Source organism: Sphingomonas naasensis, assembly GCF_004792695.1.
Lineage (GTDB): Bacteria > Pseudomonadota > Alphaproteobacteria > Sphingomonadales > Sphingomonadaceae > Sphingomonas > Sphingomonas naasensis.
Window position 1 is genome coordinate 404,423 of the sequence record NZ_SRXU01000003.1, and the last position, 18,382, is coordinate 422,804.

Sequence of the window (18,382 nt, forward strand, 5' to 3'; positions counted from 1 at the left end):
CTCAGAACTCGGCGCCGAACGAGATCAGCCGGAAGGCCAGCGCCGCCCAGAGGAGGAAAAAGCCGGCGAGCACCAGCAACACGCTCCAGATCCGCGCGAACCAGCCGCGCTTGTCCTTCCACGTCAGCCACGCGTTCCAGATCGCCAGCCCGAACATTCCGAAGAACGCCAGCGTGCCGAGGATCTGCACCAGCAGGATCAACCCGTCGGTCGAGCCGTGGCTCTCGAAATTCTCGAGCCCGCTGATCACCAGCAGCCAGCCGACCAAAGCCGCGATCACCAGCCAGGCGAAGGCCCGAACCGCGCGATAGGTGCGCAGGCGCTCGCCCTGCAGCGCCAGCTGCGCGCCATAGCGGCGGCGGGTGAACCAGCCGACAGGCCACGACAGCGCAGTGAGGAAGATCACCGCGATCGCGAACATCAGCGCGGGCATCAGCCATGCGCTGTCGAGCGCGCCCGGCGTGCGGTACCAGATCATGAAGGGCGAGACTTCGCCGAAGCTCCAGCGCACGACCTTGCCGTCGACCACCTGCGCGGCGAGCCGCTCATGGCCATAGGCGTCCTGCCAGACGAATGGCTCGACTTCGATCAGCTTGCGCGGGCTCCCGCCCGGGCTGGTCAGCGCCGGGATGACCGGGCGGCCATCGGCGTCGAGCCCGACCTTGGTGTCGCCGAGCAGCCCGATGATCTTGGCGAAGCTCGATTCGATGCGGCGGCTGTTGGTCCAGTTGCCGACGAGCAGCTTGGCATGCTCCTTCGCAGTCGGCAGCTCGACCGGCGGCGCCTTGTTCGCCGCGGGCAGATAGCGATCGGCGAATTCCTCGAACAGGCGGCCGCGCAGGACCCGGGTGACTCCGTCCTTCCCGTCGCTGTTCATCGAGATGTAGAGCCCGACATTGTCCTCGGGAAAGATCCACAGATCGCTGTGGAAATACATCGTGTCGCCGCCATGCGAGACCGCGCGGTGGCCGTTGATCTTCTGCTCGTAGAAGCCGAGCGCCATGGTGTTGATCGCCGGGATGTCGCTGTGCTGCGGCGCGTACATCTGCTTCGCGGTTTCGGGCTTGAGCAGCACCCCGCCATTGGCGAGATGCGCGATCATGAATTTGGCCATGTCGCCGCCGCTGATCGCCGAGGACCCGGCCGGCGCCATGCCGATCAGTTCATATTTCTTCGCATCGCCCGATCCGGCCTCATAGCCTTGCGACATGTAGGGTTTGAGCTTGGCGGGCAGCGGCTGGCGGAAGGTGGCGTATTGCATGCCCAGCCGGCCGAAGATGTTGCGATCGATATAGTCGTCGAAGCGCATCCCCGAGACGCGCTCGACGATGTAGCCCGCCAGCGCCGTGGCGTAGTTCGAATAGGCCGGCGTGGTTCCGGGTGCGTAGATCCGCTCGGGGATGCGATGCTTGAGCACGTCGCCGAGGCTCGCCACCTTGTCGAAGCTGATCAGCCCCTTGATGATCTCCTCGAAGCCCGCCGTATGCGTCATGATGTTGCGCAGCGTGATCGGCTTGCCCTCGAAGGGCGGAATCTTGAAGTCGAGATATTTGTTCACGTCGGCGTCGAGATCGAGCTTGCCTGCTTCGACCAGCTGCATCACCGCGGTCCAGGTATAGAGCTTCGAGGTCGAGCCGGGGCGGAACAAGGTCGTCGCCGGATCGACCGGGCTGCGCCTGGCGACATCGGCATAGCCGAAGCCGCGCTGCGTCACGACCTGCCCATCCTTGACCACGACCACCACCGCGCCGGCAACGTCGCCGCGCGCGAGCGCATAGGGCATGAAACCGTCGAGCCACGCATCGGCATCGGTCTTGGTGAGCGTTGCCGGGCCCGTCGGCGTCGCCGGCACCGTCGCCGCGGGCGCCTGGGGCACCGGGGTCAGCGGCGCGGGCGCCTGGGTGAAGGCCGGTACTCCGACGGCGATGCCGAGCAGCCCTGCCGCGAGCATCGTGAGCGAACGTTTCCACATCGCGCTGTTCCCCTCTGTCCCCCGCCCCGATCCGGCATGTCGTTGCGCCGGTTTGCGTCTGCGGTTAGGCTATATCCCGAACGAACCAGTTACGCCTGATTGAGACATAATGATCCTGTACGGAAAAATGTCAAACCGAGGTGCTGCATGGCCACGCGGCTGAAGCCCGAACAACCGACGCTCGGCGCGCTGCTGCGCGCGCTGCGCGCGCGGAACGGCTGGACGCTCAAGGAGATGAGCGTGAAGAGCGGCATCCCCGTCTCGACGCTGTCCAAGGTCGAGCACGATCGGCTGACCTTGACCTATGACAAGCTGCTCCAGCTCAGCCAGCGGCTCAACATCCGCATGTCCGAGCTGTTCGCCGAGAATGATTCGGTGGCGGAAGCGCCGGTCACCGCGCGGCGCAGCATCGGCGACGTCGATCGCGCCGTCCGGGTCAACACGCCCAATTACGACTATTATTATCTCTGCACCGAGCTGCGCCGGAAACGGATGATCCCGGTGATCACCCGGGTGCGCGCCAAGTCGGTCGAGGCATTCGGCGATCTCGTCCATCATTCGGGCGAGGAGTTCATCTACGTCGTCAGCGGCCGGATCGTCGTCCACACCGAATTCTACGATCCGGTGACGCTCGACACCGGCGAATCGATCTACATCGATTCGAACATGGGCCATGCCTATGTCACCGCCGAAGGCTGCGACGAGGCCGTCGTCCTCGGCGTCTGCTCGAGCGCCGAGGACGGGCTGATGGACTCGCTGCTCAACCTCCACGGCTGAGCGCGTCACGCGCCGCGGGTGATCCGGCTCGCCTGATCGAGGCTGATTCCTTTGACCAGCGGGTCGGCGTGGCGATGGACCAGCTTCCATGCGCCGCCGTCGCGGCGGAAGACGAGCGTGACGCGGAGCAGCCAGTGCTGCGCCGACAGCGATCCCACCGCGACGTCGGCGCTCTCATTGGCGACGAGCACCGCCATGTCCCCCGTCCGCCAGGCGCGGATCAACTCGAAACGCGCGTCGCGGCCGTCGCGGAAGAACCGTCCGATCCGCGCCCAATGCGCGTCGTCCGCGGGCACGCCGGTGGGGGTGCTGCCGAACGGGTCCATCAACAGGAAATCGGGCGCGAGCGCGAGCGCCTGCCGATAGTCGGCGATGTCGCCGCGCATCAGGCTGGCATGGCCGCGCGATGCCTGCGCGACCAGCGCGGCGACATCGCCATCGGCCTCGGGCGTCGCATAGGCGCCCACCGCGCCGACCATGCCGGCGGTCACCGCGCTCGCGGCAAGGGTCGAGAAAATATGATGGAAGAACATTGGGATACCTCTCCGGAAATGGGGAAAGCCATGCCTCCCCCGGTCCGCGCTGAATGCCTGATGCGCCTTGCTGCATAAAATGGTATGATTTCACCAATATGCTGAATGAAATTGACCTATCGCGTGCCGACCTCAATCTCCTCGTGCTGTTCGAGGCGGTGTTCGACGAGGCGCATGTCGGCCGCGCCGCCGATCGGCTGCGCCTGTCGCCCTCGGCGGTGAGCCACGGCCTCGGCCGCCTTCGCCGCCTGCTCAACGATCCGGTGTTCCTCAAGACGCCGCGTGGCGTGGTGCCGAGCGACCGCGCGCGGGCGCTCGCGCCGCTGGTCGCCGACATCCTCCAGCGCGTCCGCGGCGTCGTCGCGCATGCCGCGCCGTTCGATCCCGCCAGTTCGACGCGGCGCATGACGATCGGCGCGCCCGACGGCGTGTCGGCGGTGTTCCTCCAGCCGCTGCTCGCCGATCTCGCCGAGCGCGCGCCGGGCATCGCCATCGGCATCCGCCAGCTGCTGCCGGCACCCGAAGAGGCCGTCGACCGGGCGTGGCGCGGCGCCTTCGCCGATCTCGAATCGGGGACGCTCGACATCGCGGTGATCCCCGCCGCGGAGGCGCCGCTCCGCTTCGAGCGGCGCACGCTCTACGAAGAGGATTTCGTGCTGGTGATGCGCCCCGGCCACCCCTTCGCCAGCGCCCCCGGCGTCGACCAATATTGCGCGAGCCAGCACCTCGTCGTCTCGCTCTCCGGCGATCCGCACGGCTTTGTCGACGATGTGCTCGCGCGCGAGGGACTGTCGCGCCGCGTCGCGCTCACCGTGCCCAATTTCATGTTCGCCTGCGCGATCGTCCCCGACACCGGGCTGCTCTGCGCCGTGCCGCGCCGTTTCGCCGCGCGCTATGCCCCGCGCTTCGGCCTCGCGATCCATGACGCGCCGCTGCCGCTCGGCCATTTCCGGCTCAACGCCTTCGTTCCCAAACCGGCGTTGATGGACGCGGGAACGCTGTGGCTGCTCGATCGGCTCGGCGAGGTCGGCGCGCGCATCGGCACCACCGCCGCTTGACCCCGGACCGCGACTCCGCCTAGCGTTTACTCATACAATAGGGCAATCACAGGAGAGCGCATGTTCCGCCCCTCGCGCTGGCATTCGCTGGTCGGCGCCGTGTTCGGCCTCGCGGCCGTGCTGCTCCCGCTTTCGGCAGCTGCGCAGGAGCGGCTCTCGCTCGATCAGGGCTGGCGCTTCACCAAGGGCGAGCCCGCGGGCAGCGGTGTAGGGCTCGACTATGACGTCCGCCCCGCCGTGACGACCAGCGCCGACGGCAAGGCGGCCGATGCCCGCCCCGATGCCGCCGAGCAAGTCTCTGCCGCCGGCCGACAGATCCTCAAGCCCTTCATCCTGCCCAGCGGCAACGCCTTCCTGCGCGATCCCGCCCGCGCCCATCTGCGCCCGCACGGCAATCCCGGCGGCACCCATCCCTATGTCCAGCCCGGCTTCGACGACAGCGGCTGGCAGAAGGTCACGCTGCCGCACGACTGGGCGATCGCCGGCCCGTTTCTCGAGACCGGCCCCTATGGCGGCATGGGCCGGCTGCCGAGCTGGGGGATCGGCTGGTACCGCCGCACGCTCGACATCGCGCCGGGCGACGCCGGCAAATCGATCTTCCTCGATGTCGACGGCGCCATGTCCTACGCCGCCGTCTGGGTGAACGGCACGCTCGTCGGCGGCTGGCCCTATGGCTATAACAGCTGGCGGCTCAACCTGACGCCCTATGTCCGCCCCGGCGCGAACCAGCTCGCGATCCGGCTCGACAATCCCCCCGAAAGCGCGCGCTGGTATCCCGGCGGCGGGCTCTATCGCAATGTCTGGCTGACCAAGGCGGCGCCGGTGCATGTCGGCCATTGGGGCGTCGTCGTCGCCACGCCCCAGGTCTCGCCCGAGCGCGCGACGGTGCAGGTGACGCGGACGATCGACAATGACCGCGGCCCGACCACCACTGTCGAAATCGCCACCCAGATCTACGCGCTCGACGCCGCCGGCAAGCGCATCGGCAAGCCGGTCGCGACGATCGCCCGCACCCCGCTCACCATCGAAGAGCATGGAAGCGGCACCCTCACCGGCACCGCCACGATCGCGAACCCGCGCCTGTGGGGCCCGCCGCCGACCCAGACCCCGCATCGCTATGTCGCGGTCACCACGGTCAGCCGGGGCGGCAAGCTGCTCGATCGCGACGAGACGCCGTTCGGCATCCGCACCCTCGCCTTCGATCCCGACAGGGGGCTGATCGTCAACGGCGAGCACATCCCGTTTCGCGGGGTCAACAACCACCATGATCTCGGCGCGCTCGGCGCGGCGTTCAACGTCCGCGCCGCCGAGCGCCAGCTCGAGATCCTGCGCGAGATGGGCACCAACGCGATCCGGATGAGCCATAATCCGCCCGATCCGCAGCTGCTCGAGCTCACCGACCGGATGGGCCTGCTCGTCATCGACGAGGTGTTCGACAGCTGGGAGCGCAAGAAGACCCCGCTCGATTTCCACCTGATCTTCCCCGATTGGCACGAGCAGGATCTGCGCGCGATGCTGCGCCGCGATCGCAACCATCCCTCGATCGTGCTGTGGAGCGTCGGCAACGAGGTCGGCGAGCAATATACCGGCGAGGAAGGCGCCGCTATCGGCCGCAAGCTCGTCCAGATCGTCCGCGAGGAGGATCCGACCCGCCTGACCATGACCGCGATGAACTATGCCAAGGCCGACATGCCGCTGCCCGGCGTGGTCGACACCATCACGCTCAACTATCAGGGCCATGGCATCCGCTCGCGCCCCAGCGAATATCCCGCCTTCCGCAAGCGCTTCCCCGACAAGGTGATCTTCCACACCGAAAGCGCCTCGGCGCTCTCCAGCCGCGGCGAATTCCAGTTCCCCGTCCCCGGCACGATCAGCGGCCCGGTGCGCCCCGGTGTCGGCGGCGATCCGAAGACCAGGCAGGTCAGCGCCTATGAGCTGTTCGCCTCCGATTTCGGCGCCTCGCCCGATCGCGTATTCGCGTTCGACGACCAGAACCCGTTCAACGGCGGCGAGTTCGTCTGGTCGGGGTTCGACTATCTCGGCGAGCCGACCCCCTATTACGACGCGCGCAGCTCCTATTCGGGAATCATCGATCTCGCCGGTTTCCCCAAGGATCGCTTCTGGCTCTACCAGGCGCGCTGGCGCCCCGAGCTGAAGTTCGCGCACATCCTCCCCCACTGGACCTGGCCGGGGCGCGAGGGCGAAGTCACTCCGGTGCACGTCTTCACCTCGGCCGACGAGGCCGAGCTGTTCGTCAACGGCAAGTCGCAGGGCAAGCGCACCCGCGCGCCCTACGAATATCGCTTCCGCTGGGATTATGTGACTTATGAGCCCGGCGAAGTCCGCGTGGTGACCTGGAAGAACGGCAAGGAATGGGCGACTGCCAGCGTCCGCACCGCCGGCATCCCGGCCCGGCTCCAGCTCGAGCCCGATCGCGCGACGATCGCCGGCGACGGGCGTGACCTTTCGTTCGTCACCGCGCGCGTGCTGGACAAGGACGGCGGCATCGCCCCGCGCGCGAGCAACAAGCTGCGCTTCACCGTCGAGGGCCCGGGCGAGATCGTCGCCACCGACAATGGCGATCCGACCAGCTTCGTCCCCTTCCCCTCGCCCGACCGCCCCGCCTTCAACGGCCTCGCACTGGCGATCGTGCGGGCAAAGCCGGGCGCGCGCGGCCCGATCCGGGTGCGGGTCGAAGGCGACGGACTGGCGCCGGCAGTGGTCGAGATCCGCAGCCTCGCGCGGCGCTGAGGCGCCGTCCGGGCGGCGGCTGATATCGGCTTTCGCCCCGATGTCGGCCGCCGGAATGCCAGCAGTCAGTGCCCGAAAGCGGCCTTCCGTTTACAAATCTTTGAGCGCCTCGGCACCTTCAATGATTGCTCGGGCGAAGCTAGCACGACCGTGCGTGTTACCCTGCGGCTCGAAGCCGAGCCCGTTGAAGCAAACAATCAGTGCCGAGATCACGTAACTCGCCGCCCGCATCTCAGTCGCAGAGCGGGTCCGAAAGGTCATAATTACATCAGTTGCGCCGATCCGTTCGGCAGCAGAGGCGGTCGCCAGACGCTCATTAATGCTCCTAACGTCTGCTGAAATTGCGGAAGCTGGAGCCAGTTCTCCCTCTAGATAAGCTTCTTTTCCGTCGATCAGGGCAAGCGCTCCGTCGTTGACGACACGTCCGCCTTTCAGTGTCGGGAAGCGTTTGATGTGCACCGGATAAGCGTGGTCGGACAAACATCGTTGTACGGCAGAGGCTGTCGGCCAATTTGCCGCGGGCATAGCCACGTAGAAGTCCACACTCATACAAACGTCTCCCACAGCAGCTTTTTGCAATTTCTGCTGTGAAAGCAGCCGGGCCGCAATCCACCCGATAATGGACGCCGGCACCGCCGGAATTGACGGGCGCTTTCGGGAGCGCCTACCGAGCGCCCGAGCCATCGGAAGTCAGGTCGCGACGTCGCCACGCCGGCGGTCGGGCAGCCGAATCGAGTCTACGGCGTTTCCAGACGGCCAATAGCGTCGTCGCGAACGGCAACGACAGGCTGGCCACGCGGCCCCGCAGCGCTACGCACTCCGCGGTGCCGGCACGGCGGGACGCAATCGACTGCGGAAGGGAATGACAAGCAACGTGACCGACCTCGATTCGCCTGACCGTCTGACCGATGCCCGCGCGGCGCTCGCCGAGGCGATGGCGCGCCACGAGCGCGGGGATCTCGAAGCCGCCGAAACGGGCTATCGCAAGGTGCTGGCGCAAGGGTATCGCGTGGCCGAGGTGCTGCCGTTGCTCGCGGGGCTGCTCGGGCGCCTCTCGCGCGCCGAGGATGCGCTCGCCGCGTGGGACCAGCTTCTCGCGATCGCTCCCGATCATGCCGTGGCGCTGCACGAAAAGGGGCTGACGCTGCACTGGCTCGGCCGCACCGCCGAGGCGATCACCACGCTCGAGCGCGCCTGCGCGATCGACCCCGACAATCCGATCGCGCTCGGCAATCTGGCCGTGGTCCTCGCCGATGCCGGGCGAAATCTCGACGCGATCCGCCATTTCCGCCGCGCGCTGGCGCTGCAGCCGGACAATCTGCACCTGCGCCATCAGGTGCGGCGGCTCGGCTCGGGCTCGGTGCCCTTCTGGCACATCCCGATGATGAACGACGTGCCGCGCAACGACGCGTTCGAGGCCGCCATCAAGGCCGCGATCGGCGTCGCCGGCGCGCAGGCGCGCGTGCTCGATATCGGCGCGGGCAGCGGGTTGTTGTCGCTGATGGCCGCGCGCGCCGGGGCGCGCAAAGTGGTGGCGTGCGAGATGGAGCCGATGATCGCCGAGATGGCGCAGCAGATCGTCGCGCAGAATGGCTATGCCGATCAGGTCACGGTCCATGCGAAGCCCTCGACAGCGCTCGCCGTCGGCGCCGAGCTCGACGCGCCGGCCGATATCCTCGTCTCGGAAATCCTCTCGAGCGATCTGCTGACCGAGAAGGTGCTCGATACGTTCGAGGACGCGCATCGCCGCCTGCTCGCGCCCGAGGCGATCGTGATCCCGCGCGCGGCGAGCGCGATGGGGTGCCTCGTCGCGAGCGAGAACCTTGCCGGCTACGCCTTTGTCGGCGACGTTTCGGGGTTCGATCTTTCCGCCTTCACGGCCTTCGCCCCGCAACGCCTGCCGATCCACGGCACGATGACCGCATGGGAGCGGCTGTCGGACGATCTCGAGCTGGTGCGGCTCGATCTGACCCTGAAGAAGCACGACGCCACCCTCGCGCGGTTGCGGATACCCGTCACCGCGAGCGGGCGTGCCATCGGCATCGTCCAGTGGATGCACATCGACCTGTGGGAAGGCGTGTCGTTCGACAATCATCCCGATCGCTACACCGACGGGGGCTGGCTCCAGGTGCTCCACAGCTTTCCCGAGCCGATCGACGTGGCCGCGGGCGAGACGCTCGACATCGCCGTCGGGCATGATCGGATCACGCTGATCCTCTTGCCGCTCGCAGAGGCGCCCGGGCAATAGCGATCCCTACGCGCACGCCCGGCACGGGATCGAACGCCGGTCCGGCCGCGCGCTTCGGCGCGATCAGAGGTGCATGCCCTCGCTGTCGATCCGCAGATCCGATGCCCGCGCGCCGAGGACGAGCGCAAGGTTCGCCCGCGCCGAATCGCGCAGATTGCCGAGGATTTCGGGGTCCTGCGGCGTCTTCTTGAGCGAGAGCTGCGCCATCGCCATGAACATGCCGACCATCGCGGTCTGCTCGTAGAGCTTGCGCTTTTGCGCCGCCGGGACCTGCTGGAAGCCGCGATTCTGCAGCAGTGCCTGGCGCATCTGCGAAACCAGCTTGCGGAACGCCGCGTCCTCGATCTCGATGCCGTGCAGCACCATGTAGTTGCCGGCGAGATAGGCGGAGATGCCGTTGGCGACGTCGTTGTCCGGCAGCGCGAGCTTGCGCTGGAGCTTCTGGAACATGTCGAACGATTGCAGATAGCTCGCCTTCATCCGCGCCCGGGCGTCCGGCGCGAAATGGGTGGCGAGCTCGGTGGCGTTGCTGTCGACCTGCGGGCGGCCTGCGACCACCGTCGTTGCCGCCGGGGCCGTCCTCGCGGTCGCGCGCGCGGCGCCGCTCGCGCTCGATTGCCCCGAAAACGGCACGGTGGTCCCGCCCGGGAACATCGGCACCATGATCGTCGGGAAGAGCGGCGTCGTCGTCCCGACATATTGGGCCGCGGCGGGCGCCGCGAAGCCCGCGATACCGAGCATTGCCGCCGCGAACATCGAAAACCGCCGCATGGGGAGCCCCCTTCCCGAGATCGGTGCGATCTATCCGCGCGGCCGGCGGCCGGGCAAGCGCGCGGCGGGCGCGCGGGCGGCGCGGTGCGATGAGCGCTGCAGGATTCGAGGCGGATCTTGCAATGTAGGGTTTGGCATGATGGGCTGGCCACCGGCCCCGCTCCGCCGCGCCCCGCTCTTTGAACCCCGTCGATTGTCCTACAGGTTTGCGCAACAAAATGTCGCCGGCGCGCAACGGGAGAGTCGTTCTATCGCGACATATGCGACTCTAGCCGCCCGATTTCCTACGCGACTCGCGCGCGCCTTTCCTACGCCGCAAATCGGGCGGCCGGCCTGCGCCGGCCGCCCGAGGTGGGGGAACTAGAAGCGGCCGCGAATACCCACGAGCACCTGACGTCCCGGGTTGTACTGGTTGAACGTCGCATTCTCGAACTGGAAGTAGCTGCTCTGCGCCTGCTTGGTGATGTTGATCACGTTGAGCACCAGCGACGGCAGATATTTGTTGTCGAACAGCTTGCCGAGATCGAGGCTCCCCGAGAAATCGAGCTGCGAATAGTCGCGCCCGAAGATCGCCGCCGCCGGGATGCCGTTCTGGTTGGGGTTGGATCCCTGCGAGCCTTCGTTGAAGGTGTAGGTCAGCCGCGCCGAGAGGCCGTTGCCTTCATAATAGCCGGTCAGCGTATAGGTGGTCGGCGCGACGCCGATCGCCACTGCCGGCGCGCCGGTGCCCTCGCCCTTCTGGTCGATCAGGGTCAAATTGCCCTGGAAGCCGAAGCCGCGGATCCCCGCCCAGCTGGTCAGGAAGTCGAGCGGCTGGGTGATCTGGAACTCGAGGCCGTTGACCTTGAGCTTGCCGTCCGAATTGACCTGCTGCTGGAGTACGATGTTGACGTCCTGCGGCGCCTGGCCGGGCAGCGCGCGGGCGAGCAATGCCCCCTGCTGGGCCTGGGTCAGCGAGTCGAAAGTGATCCCGTACGGCGAGAGGAACGAGAAGGGCACGGTGCGGGTGCCGTTCACCGTGAAGCCGGTGATCGACTTGCGGAACGCCGCGACGGCGATCACGCCCTCGCCGCCGGTATAATATTCGAAGCCGAGGTCGATATTGGTCGAGACGTAGGGATCGAGCTCGGGGTTGCCGACGGTGCCGATGTCGGCCGAGGGCTGGACGAAGCTCGCGCCCGGCAGCAGCGCGTTGGGATCGGGCCGGGTCATCGTCTTCGAGAAGGACGCGCGCGCCACGGCCTTGCCGGCGAAGTCGAAGGCGAGGCTCGCCGAGGGCAGGAAGTTCGAATAGAGCGTCCGCGTCTTCGGGAAGGTGATGATGTTCGGGTAGCGGCCGCCATCGGCGATCTGCGCGCCGCCCGGCAGCGTGTTGCGCGGATCGGGAACGCTGACGCGACCGCCGATGATCTGCTCGGTACGGACATAGCGCAACCCGGCGTTGAGCCGCAGCGTGTTGTCGCCCACATCGATCACGCCATTGGCCTCGGCGAAGGTGCCGGTCACCTTCTCCTGGACGAGGCCGCCATTGGCGCCGCTGCTGCCCGAGCCGACTTCGGTCGCGTTGGCGAGCAGCGCATCATAGCCGGTCGCCTGGCGGAACTTGTCCCAGTCGACGGTGATGAAGCCGTTGCTGCCCGGCAGCAGATAGCCCGGCACCGCTGCGGTCGGGACGATCGAGCCGGCATAGGTGATCGGCGCGCCGCCGGTGGTGTAGTTGGTGCCATAGCCGGGAAAGGTCGGGAAGCCGGCCGGCGGGGTGGCGCCGGGCTGGCTCAGGCCGGTGCACGGCGTGGTGCCGGTGTTGGGTGCCGGCAGGGTGACGCTCGGCGCGTTGCCGCAGATCGCGTTCTGCCACGGGTTGGTGTTGTCGAACGGCGTGATCCGCCGCATCGTGTCGTCATAGGCGGCGCCGACCCGCACGCTGAAGCGCGCCGCGTCGCCGAACAACAGGCTGCCGCGGACGCCCTTGGTCTCGGTGTCGCGATCCTCGCCGTTCAGATTGACGCGGCCGCCGCCGGCCCAGCCGAAGCTCGCCGGGTTGTTGAGGTCGATGTTCGAGGTGATCTGCGGAATGCCGCCGTCATTGACATAGGTGGCGGTGACGCCGCTGCTCGGCGGCGTGATCACCAGCACCGTCGGGCTCTCGCGGTGGAAGTTGCTCTTGGTGTAATTGGCCTGAAGGTCGCCCTTGATGAAGTCGTTGACGACGAACTCGACGCCCGGATTGACGCCCCAATATTCCTGGGTGTCGTGATAGGGGCGATATTCGAGGAAGAACTGGGCGTTGGCATAGGTGCCGCCGGTCACCACGCAGCCCGCGGTACAATCGCTGCGGTCATAGGTGGTGTTGAGCGGGATCGCGGCGCCATTGCGGCCGACCCAGTTCATCGAGGTGCGGGTGAACTCGGTCTCGCGCCGGCTGTACATGCCGTCGATGTAGAAATGCAGCGCGTCGCTCGGCCGCCATTCGGCCGAGGCGAGGAAGCTCTTGCGGTCGCGATAGCCGACCTCGGTGCGCGGACGGCCGAGACGCGGGATCAGGCCATTGTCGATCTGGTCGATCGTCGCGCCGGGGTTGCGCGCGAGCAGAAAGGCCTGGTCGATCGTCGTGCCGGCGATCAGTCCGTTGCCGGCATTGGCGGGCACCGTCGCCGGGATGGTGAAGTTGCCGCCGCCGGTCGCGTTGGCACCGGTCGGGCGCTGCGCCGCGCTGAGATTGGGGTTGGTCCAGCCGATCGTCTCGAAACCGTCGATATGGAACTCGTTGCGCGCGAGCGAGGCACCGGCGAGGATGCCGAAATCGCCGAAGGTCGCGCTGGCGAGGACGTGGCCGCGATAGCCCCATTTGCCCGACGAGCTCACCTTCGAGCCCTGCAACCCGTAACTGAGATAGGGCTTGGGATTGTCGAACGGCCGCGCCGAGCGAAGATTGACCGTGCCGGCGGCGCCGCCCTCGACCTGGCTCGCGACCGGCGATTTGCTGACGGTCAGCTGGGTGAACAGCTCGGTGGGCAGCAGATCGAGATCGACTTCGCGGTTGGTGCTCTGCGCGTCGAAGCGCACCGACGCCACCGCGACCGGCGCCCCGTTGAGCAGCACGCGGGTGAAGTTGGTGCCGAGACCGCGGATCGCGACGTTCGATCCCTCGCCGGTCACTTCGCGCTGGATGGTGACGCCGGGGATGCGGTTCACCGATTCGGCGATGTTGGTGTCGGGGAACTTGCCGATGTCTTCGGCGAAGATCGTGTCGGTGAAGCCGATCGAATTGCGCTTGGCGTTGGTCTGGCTCTCGAGCGACGCGCGATAGCCGCTGACGACGATCTCCTGCTCGTCGGCCGGCGCCTCGGCCGGGGCCTGCGCGGTCTGCTCCTGCGGCGCGTCGGCGGCGACGCCCGCGGCGGCCCCCGAAGTCTGCGCCAGCGCCGGCGCGGCGGTGATGGCAAGCAGCGACGCCGAGAGCAGGGCTCCGCGGCGCACGAGGTTGTAATTGGTCCCGAGCATAAGCTTCTCCTCTCCCGTAGCCCCGCGCATCTGGGCGCGGTAGCCGCCGATGTTAGCGGTCACATCGTTTTTGTATGAGTTAAGCAGCCCGCCGTCAATTCTCGTCGATCGCCGCCGCCGTCGGTTCGTTGAACCGCGCATCGAAACCGGTGCCGCCCACGCGCTCCGCCTTGCGGTGCAGCGCCCGCGCCGACAATATCGCCACCGATGAACCGCCCCACCAAACCGCTCGCGGCCGGGCCGCCGACGATCTCGAGCGTCGCCGCGTTGGCGGGCGTGTCGATCGCCACGGTCTCGCGCTGCCTCAACCACTCTGCCCGGGTGCAGCCGGACACGCGCGCGCGGGTGCAGGATGCTGTCAAGCAGCTCGGCTATTCGCCAAACGGGCTGGCGCAGAGCTTCCGGCGGGGGCGCACGAACATCGTCATGGTGGTCATGCCGCATGCCGGCTGCCCGTTTCTCGGCGACGTGCTGGCCGGCGTCCGCGAGGGCATTGCCGGCCGCTATTCGATCGTCATCGCCGAGGCCAATCTCGCCGAAGGGTCCTATGAGCAGGTCGGCGCGATGCTGGTGTCGCGCCAGGTCGACGGACTGGTGCTGCTCGCCACGCGGCCACCATTCGGCACCGGCCTCGAAGATCTGGCGCGGGCGCGGCACCTGCCGATCGTGATCGGATGCGAGTCGGTCAGCGACGAGCTCGCCGCGCTGCCATCGGTGCAGATCGACAATTTCGCCGCGGCGCATGAGGCGACACGTCATTTGATCGATCTCGGCCACCGGCGCATCGCGTTCGTGGGCGGCCCGCTGGACAAGCTCGTGACGCGCGACCGCGAACGCGGTTATCGCGCGGCGATGGCCGAATCCGGCCTGTCTGTGCCCGAAGCCTATGTTCAGGCGGTGCCGCTTTCCACCGTCGGCGGCGCCACCGCAGCGGCGCGGCTGCTCGAAGCCGGACCAAGGCCGAGCGCCACCTTTTGCGGCAATGACGAGATGGCGCTCGGGGCGATGGATGCCTATCGGCGCGCGGGGCTACGCATCCCCGAGGACATGTCGGTGATGGGGTTCGACGATATCCGCTACGCCGCGATTGCCTCGCCTCCCCTGTCGACCGTGGCCCAGCCGGCGCATGCGATCGGCCGGCGGGTCGCCGCGCGCATCATCGAAGAGATCGAGGGCGGCGCACCGTCCGGCCCGGCCGGGGACGTGTTGCCCTATCGGCTGATGATCCGACAATCGACGGGACCGTGCCAACCGCCCCGATCGGCGACGGGCGATACGCCATAAAAAGGGACCCGGCTCCATCGGAACCGGATCCCAGGTTCGGAGGGGGCCCCGATCTCAGAAGGTGGCGATCACACCGAAATAATAGGTGCGGCCGGAATAATAGGTATCGAAGATATAGGGCGTGCCGTCGCCGATCGCGCGATACTTGTCCGGCGTGAACCGCGAGATGCTGTCGCCGAGCAGATTCTTGCCCTCGACGAACAGCTGGAACATGTCGTTGATCTTGTACGAGGCACGTGCGTCGAGGACGCTGGTCGAGTCCTTGAAGATCGGCGTGACGACCTTGTAGTAGGACGCGGTCGAGGTGGTGCCGGTGACGCCGGGGCTCGCCGGAACGCGGTTCAGGCCCGCTGCCTCCATCCGATCATAATAATAGTCGCGCGCCTGATAGGCGACACGGGCGTTCAACCGGCCGTCGTCGTACCAGAGATTGAGGTTGTAATAATAGCTCGACTCCGCGCGCGGCGGCAGCGCGGTGCCGGTGAGCGGATCGACTGCGGTGTTCTGCTCGTTCGACTTGGTGTACGAGAAGTTGAAGCCGCCGCCGGTATATTTGAGGAACCAGGGCAGGAAGGTGAAGGCGGTCCGGCCCGCGACCTCGAAGCCGCGCGTGCGCAGCCCGCTCGGGCCGTTTTGATAGGTGCTCACCTCATATTCGTCGCCGGCGAGCACATAGCCGCCGAGATTGACGGCGTCGGGGCGTCCCGAGCGCACGTTGATCTGGTAGACCGCGGCGCTGAGCTGGGTGTCGCGGTTCGGATACCATTCGAGCGACAGATTCTGCGTGAGCGCGCCATAGCCCTTGAGCTCGGGGTTGCCGATCCGCCCGGTGCAGCGATTGACGAACGAGGTCAGCACGCCGTTCGCCTCGGCGCCGTCGTCGGTGGTCGGATCGCCATCGTCGATCGCGCCGGGATTGGCGGCGAGGAAGGCTTCGAGCGCGGCGCGATCGGCCTCGTTGACTTTGCCGCAATTCACCGTGGCGGCGCCGGTCAGTTCGGTGATCGCGGGCCGCGCGCGCTGCAGCGCGATCGAATAGCGCAGCCCCAGCACGTCGCTGACCGGCCATAGCGCGAGATTGAGGCTGGGCAGCCAATCCTCGCTCGTCCGCTCGACCAGCCCGACCTCGCGGCGGAGCAGGTTGTTCTGGATCGTATAGCCCGGCAGGCCGGTGGTGTTGGCGATCGCGACACGCTCGCTGAAGTCGATCACCGGCTGCGCGTGCACGGCGATCTTCTGATAGCGCACGCCGGCATTGCCGATCAGCTTCATGCCGAGGATCGGCTGCTCGAAGTCGATCATCGCATAGGCCGAGGTGGTGATCTCGGAGGTCTTGTAGGTCGGCCGCTTGTACATCTTGCCGTCGGACGCGACGCATTCGTACAGGCAGTCGAGGTTCATGTCGCTGAGATCGGCATATTTGCCCAGCGTGTCCCAGAATTTGTCGAAGTCGTAGACCGCCCACGAGTTCAGCAGGTCGCCGCGATTGGGCAATCCGCTGAAGAAGTTCGTGCCGGGCAGCCCGGTCAGGCTCGAATCGATGATCTCCTGATATTGCGCCTGGGTCAGCGTGTGGATCTTGTAGAGCTGCTCGGTCGTGCCGGCCGCCACGTTGCGCCGCGTCGAGCCGAACTGGCAGGGCGCGTTCGCCGGCGCCGAAGCGGGCGCGCAGAACTGGATCAGAACGAGGCTGCGCGCATGCGCGAGCGTGTTCCCCGGGGTGAGCTGGAAGCCGTTGTAGCGATAGCTGGTGTTGAAGCGGTTGCGGCGCTGGGCGCCGAACTTGATCTGCCGGAGCGGCCCGAAATCATCGAACTCGCGCGTGACGTCGATCTGATAGTTCCACTCGGTGTTGCGATCGGCGGCCGGGGTATATTCGAGCTGCGAGTTGGCGCTGATCCCGTTGGCGCCGAGCACCGGATAATAGGAGGCGGGGTTGGCGAGATCGACGCCGCTCGGCGGGGTGAAGGTCCACAGGCCGTTCTCGGGGACCATCGAGAAGGATGCGGAGGGAAGCGCGGCGTTGAAGCTGAACGCCCGGTCCTCGCGCGTGCCCTTGGCGAGGCTGTACTGCACCCGCGCCTTGGTGGTCCATTTGCCGAGGAACATGTCGACCCCGGCCTGCGAATAATATTGCTCGGAATTGCGATAGATGTCGCGGACCTGCGTCGTCCAGTTGAGCGAGCTCACGGTCCCGAGCCCGGTACCGCGGACCATGTCGTACGCAGTGACGAAATGATTCTCGTTCACCACCGCATTGGTGATGTTCGAGGTCGCGAGCTGGCCGCTGGCATTGGTGGTCCCGGTCGGGCTGGCGATGCTGAGATTATAGTCCTGCGAGTTGTAGTGGCGGATGTTCGGATTGTACGAGACGAACATCGACACGCGATCGTCGGGCCGCCAATCGGCGCGGATCTGCGCGGAGAAGCGCTCGTCGCCGCGCACGCCGCGGCCGAAGCGCGGCAGCGACGGCAGAAACTCTTCCCATTGCGCGTAGCAGTTGAGCCGGCTGTTGATGCCGGTGGTCGGCAGCGCTGCGCAGCCCGCCTTGGTGCTCACCGCCGCGGCGACCGGGTCGTACGGCGTGACGAAGGTCTTCTCGGGCGAATTGTCGAGATCGCCGAGCGGCAGATAGCCTGCCTGCTTGTCCGAGACGCGCGCGAAATCGGTGGTGGTCTTCTGATTTTCGTAGGTCGCGTTGAGCAGGATGCCGAAGGTGTCGTTGAAGAATTTGTGCGTTGCGATCGCATTGATCCGCGGGGTCCAGCGATCGGCGAGCGAGTTCTGCTGCGCCTGCAGGTTGAGCCGGTAGAACGGCTCCTTGAAATCGAGCGCGGTGCGCTGCTCGATGCGCACGGTGCCGCCCACCCCGCCGGGGGTCATGTCGGCGGTCTGGCCCTTGACCACGTCGACGCTCTTGATGAGATCCGACGAGAGATCGCCGACGCCCACCGCGCGGCCGCCCTGATCGCCGCCGGCAATGGCAGGCAACGCCGTCATCCCGTCGACCTCGACGCGGACGAGGTCGGCCGCCTGGCCGCGGATCGTGAAGCCACCCTGCTGGCCGGCGTCGTCGACGTCGAGCGCGACGCCGGCGATGCGGGCGATCGCCTCGGCGGCGTTCTTGTCGGGAAACTGGCCGACATCGTCGGCGACGATCGAATCCACCGCGGTCGCGGCGCGCTTCTTGCGGTTGATCGCCGATTGCTCGGCCTGGCGGACGCCGGTGACGACGAGCTCCTGCTCGGGCTCGAGCGCCTCGTCCTGCGCCGCGCTCGCCTCTGCGGCCGGTGCGGTGCTCTGTGCGTGCGCCTGCCCCGGCGCCAGCATCGCCACGGTCAGCGCCGCCAGCGACGCACCGAACATGACCTTCGTCGAAACCCCCGTTTGAATCCGCATCTCTTCCCTCTCCTCCACGGGCCCCGGTCTTGCGCCGGCGCCCCAAATTTCTCCCCCGGACGGGGCGTGGCCCCGCCGTTCAGCG

11 protein-coding genes are annotated in these 18,382 nt (G+C 67.1%); 5 read left to right on the forward strand and 6 right to left on the reverse strand.

The window, feature by feature from the left end:
* Nucleotide 1: 1 nt before the first annotated feature.
* Entirely contained in the window at nt 2-1,972 is a 1,971-nt protein-coding gene (locus E5A74_RS09720) for a serine hydrolase domain-containing protein (protein WP_135984246.1), read from the reverse strand.
* A 147-nt stretch (nt 1,973-2,119) separates the two neighbouring features.
* Here E5A74_RS09720 and E5A74_RS09725 point away from each other — a divergent pair, with 147 nt between their 5' ends.
* Entirely contained in the window at nt 2,120-2,749 is a 630-nt protein-coding gene (locus E5A74_RS09725) for a helix-turn-helix domain-containing protein (protein WP_135984248.1), read from the forward strand.
* A gap of 5 nt (nt 2,750-2,754) precedes the next feature.
* On the opposite strand, the gene E5A74_RS09730 is transcribed toward E5A74_RS09725, so the two are convergent.
* On the reverse strand, nt 2,755-3,282 hold the full coding sequence (locus tag E5A74_RS09730) for a YybH family protein (protein WP_135984250.1): 528 nt from the start codon (nt 3,280-3,282) through the stop codon (nt 2,755-2,757).
* Nucleotides 3,283-3,380: 98 nt separating this feature from the next.
* On the opposite strand from E5A74_RS09730, the gene E5A74_RS09735 reads away from it, so the two are divergent.
* Together E5A74_RS09735 and galB are read left to right on the forward strand one after the other, a co-directional pair.
* On the forward strand, nt 3,381-4,340 hold the full coding sequence (locus E5A74_RS09735; protein ID WP_135984252.1) for a LysR family transcriptional regulator: 960 nt from the start codon (nt 3,381-3,383) through the stop codon (nt 4,338-4,340).
* A 60-nt stretch (nt 4,341-4,400) separates the two neighbouring features.
* Nucleotides 4,401-7,091, forward strand: a complete 2,691-nt coding sequence (gene galB, locus E5A74_RS09740; protein ID WP_135984253.1) for a beta-galactosidase GalB — start codon at nt 4,401-4,403, stop codon at nt 7,089-7,091.
* A 90-nt stretch (nt 7,092-7,181) separates the two neighbouring features.
* On the opposite strand, the gene E5A74_RS09745 is transcribed toward galB, so the two are convergent.
* On the reverse strand, nt 7,182-7,775 hold the full coding sequence (locus E5A74_RS09745) for a hypothetical protein (RefSeq protein ID WP_168355593.1): 594 nt from the start codon (nt 7,773-7,775) through the stop codon (nt 7,182-7,184).
* Nucleotides 7,776-7,953: 178 nt separating this feature from the next.
* On the opposite strand from E5A74_RS09745, the gene E5A74_RS09750 reads away from it, so the two are divergent.
* The gene (locus tag E5A74_RS09750; protein ID WP_208411785.1) at nt 7,954-9,339 is read left to right on the forward strand and encodes a class I SAM-dependent methyltransferase; all 1,386 of its coding nucleotides are present in this window, start codon (nt 7,954-7,956) and stop codon (nt 9,337-9,339) included.
* A 63-nt stretch (nt 9,340-9,402) separates the two neighbouring features.
* Here the strand turns inward: E5A74_RS09750 and E5A74_RS09755 are convergent, their stop codons facing one another.
* The gene (locus tag E5A74_RS09755; protein ID WP_135984260.1) at nt 9,403-10,110 is read right to left on the reverse strand and encodes a DUF6683 family protein; all 708 of its coding nucleotides are present in this window, start codon (nt 10,108-10,110) and stop codon (nt 9,403-9,405) included.
* A 360-nt stretch (nt 10,111-10,470) separates the two neighbouring features.
* Complete coding sequence (locus E5A74_RS09760) at nt 10,471-13,614, reverse strand: TonB-dependent receptor (RefSeq protein ID WP_135984262.1); 3,144 nt, start codon at nt 13,612-13,614, stop codon at nt 10,471-10,473.
* 207 nt (nt 13,615-13,821) lie between these two features.
* Between E5A74_RS09760 and E5A74_RS09765 the strand changes: the two genes are divergently transcribed.
* Complete coding sequence (locus E5A74_RS09765; protein ID WP_135984264.1) at nt 13,822-14,898, forward strand: LacI family DNA-binding transcriptional regulator; 1,077 nt, start codon at nt 13,822-13,824, stop codon at nt 14,896-14,898.
* A 54-nt stretch (nt 14,899-14,952) separates the two neighbouring features.
* On the opposite strand, the gene E5A74_RS09770 is transcribed toward E5A74_RS09765, so the two are convergent.
* Nucleotides 14,953-18,297: a TonB-dependent receptor gene (locus E5A74_RS09770; RefSeq protein ID WP_135984266.1), complete on the reverse strand. Its 3,345-nt coding sequence runs from the start codon at nt 18,295-18,297 to the stop codon at nt 14,953-14,955.
* Nucleotides 18,298-18,382: the final 85 nt, after the last annotated feature.

Coding starts and splice junctions, on each gene's coding strand:
- E5A74_RS09745 (WP_168355593.1), bottom strand. CDS start 7,775: ATGGCTCGGGCGCTCGGTAGGCGCTCCCGAAAGCGCCCGTCAATTCCG.
- E5A74_RS09725 (WP_135984248.1), top strand. CDS start 2,120: ATGGCCACGCGGCTGAAGCCCGAACAACCGACGCTCGGCGCGCTGCTG.
- E5A74_RS09730 (WP_135984250.1), bottom strand. CDS start 3,282: ATGTTCTTCCATCATATTTTCTCGACCCTTGCCGCGAGCGCGGTGACC.
- E5A74_RS09770 (WP_135984266.1), bottom strand. CDS start 18,297: ATGCGGATTCAAACGGGGGTTTCGACGAAGGTCATGTTCGGTGCGTCG.
- E5A74_RS09760 (WP_135984262.1), bottom strand. CDS start 13,614: ATGCTCGGGACCAATTACAACCTCGTGCGCCGCGGAGCCCTGCTCTCG.
- E5A74_RS09750 (WP_208411785.1), top strand. CDS start 7,954: ATGACAAGCAACGTGACCGACCTCGATTCGCCTGACCGTCTGACCGAT.
- E5A74_RS09720 (WP_135984246.1), bottom strand. CDS start 1,972: ATGTGGAAACGTTCGCTCACGATGCTCGCGGCAGGGCTGCTCGGCATC.
- E5A74_RS09735 (WP_135984252.1), top strand. CDS start 3,381: ATGCTGAATGAAATTGACCTATCGCGTGCCGACCTCAATCTCCTCGTG.
- E5A74_RS09755 (WP_135984260.1), bottom strand. CDS start 10,110: ATGCGGCGGTTTTCGATGTTCGCGGCGGCAATGCTCGGTATCGCGGGC.
- E5A74_RS09765 (WP_135984264.1), top strand. CDS start 13,822: ATGAACCGCCCCACCAAACCGCTCGCGGCCGGGCCGCCGACGATCTCG.
- galB (WP_135984253.1), top strand. CDS start 4,401: ATGTTCCGCCCCTCGCGCTGGCATTCGCTGGTCGGCGCCGTGTTCGGC.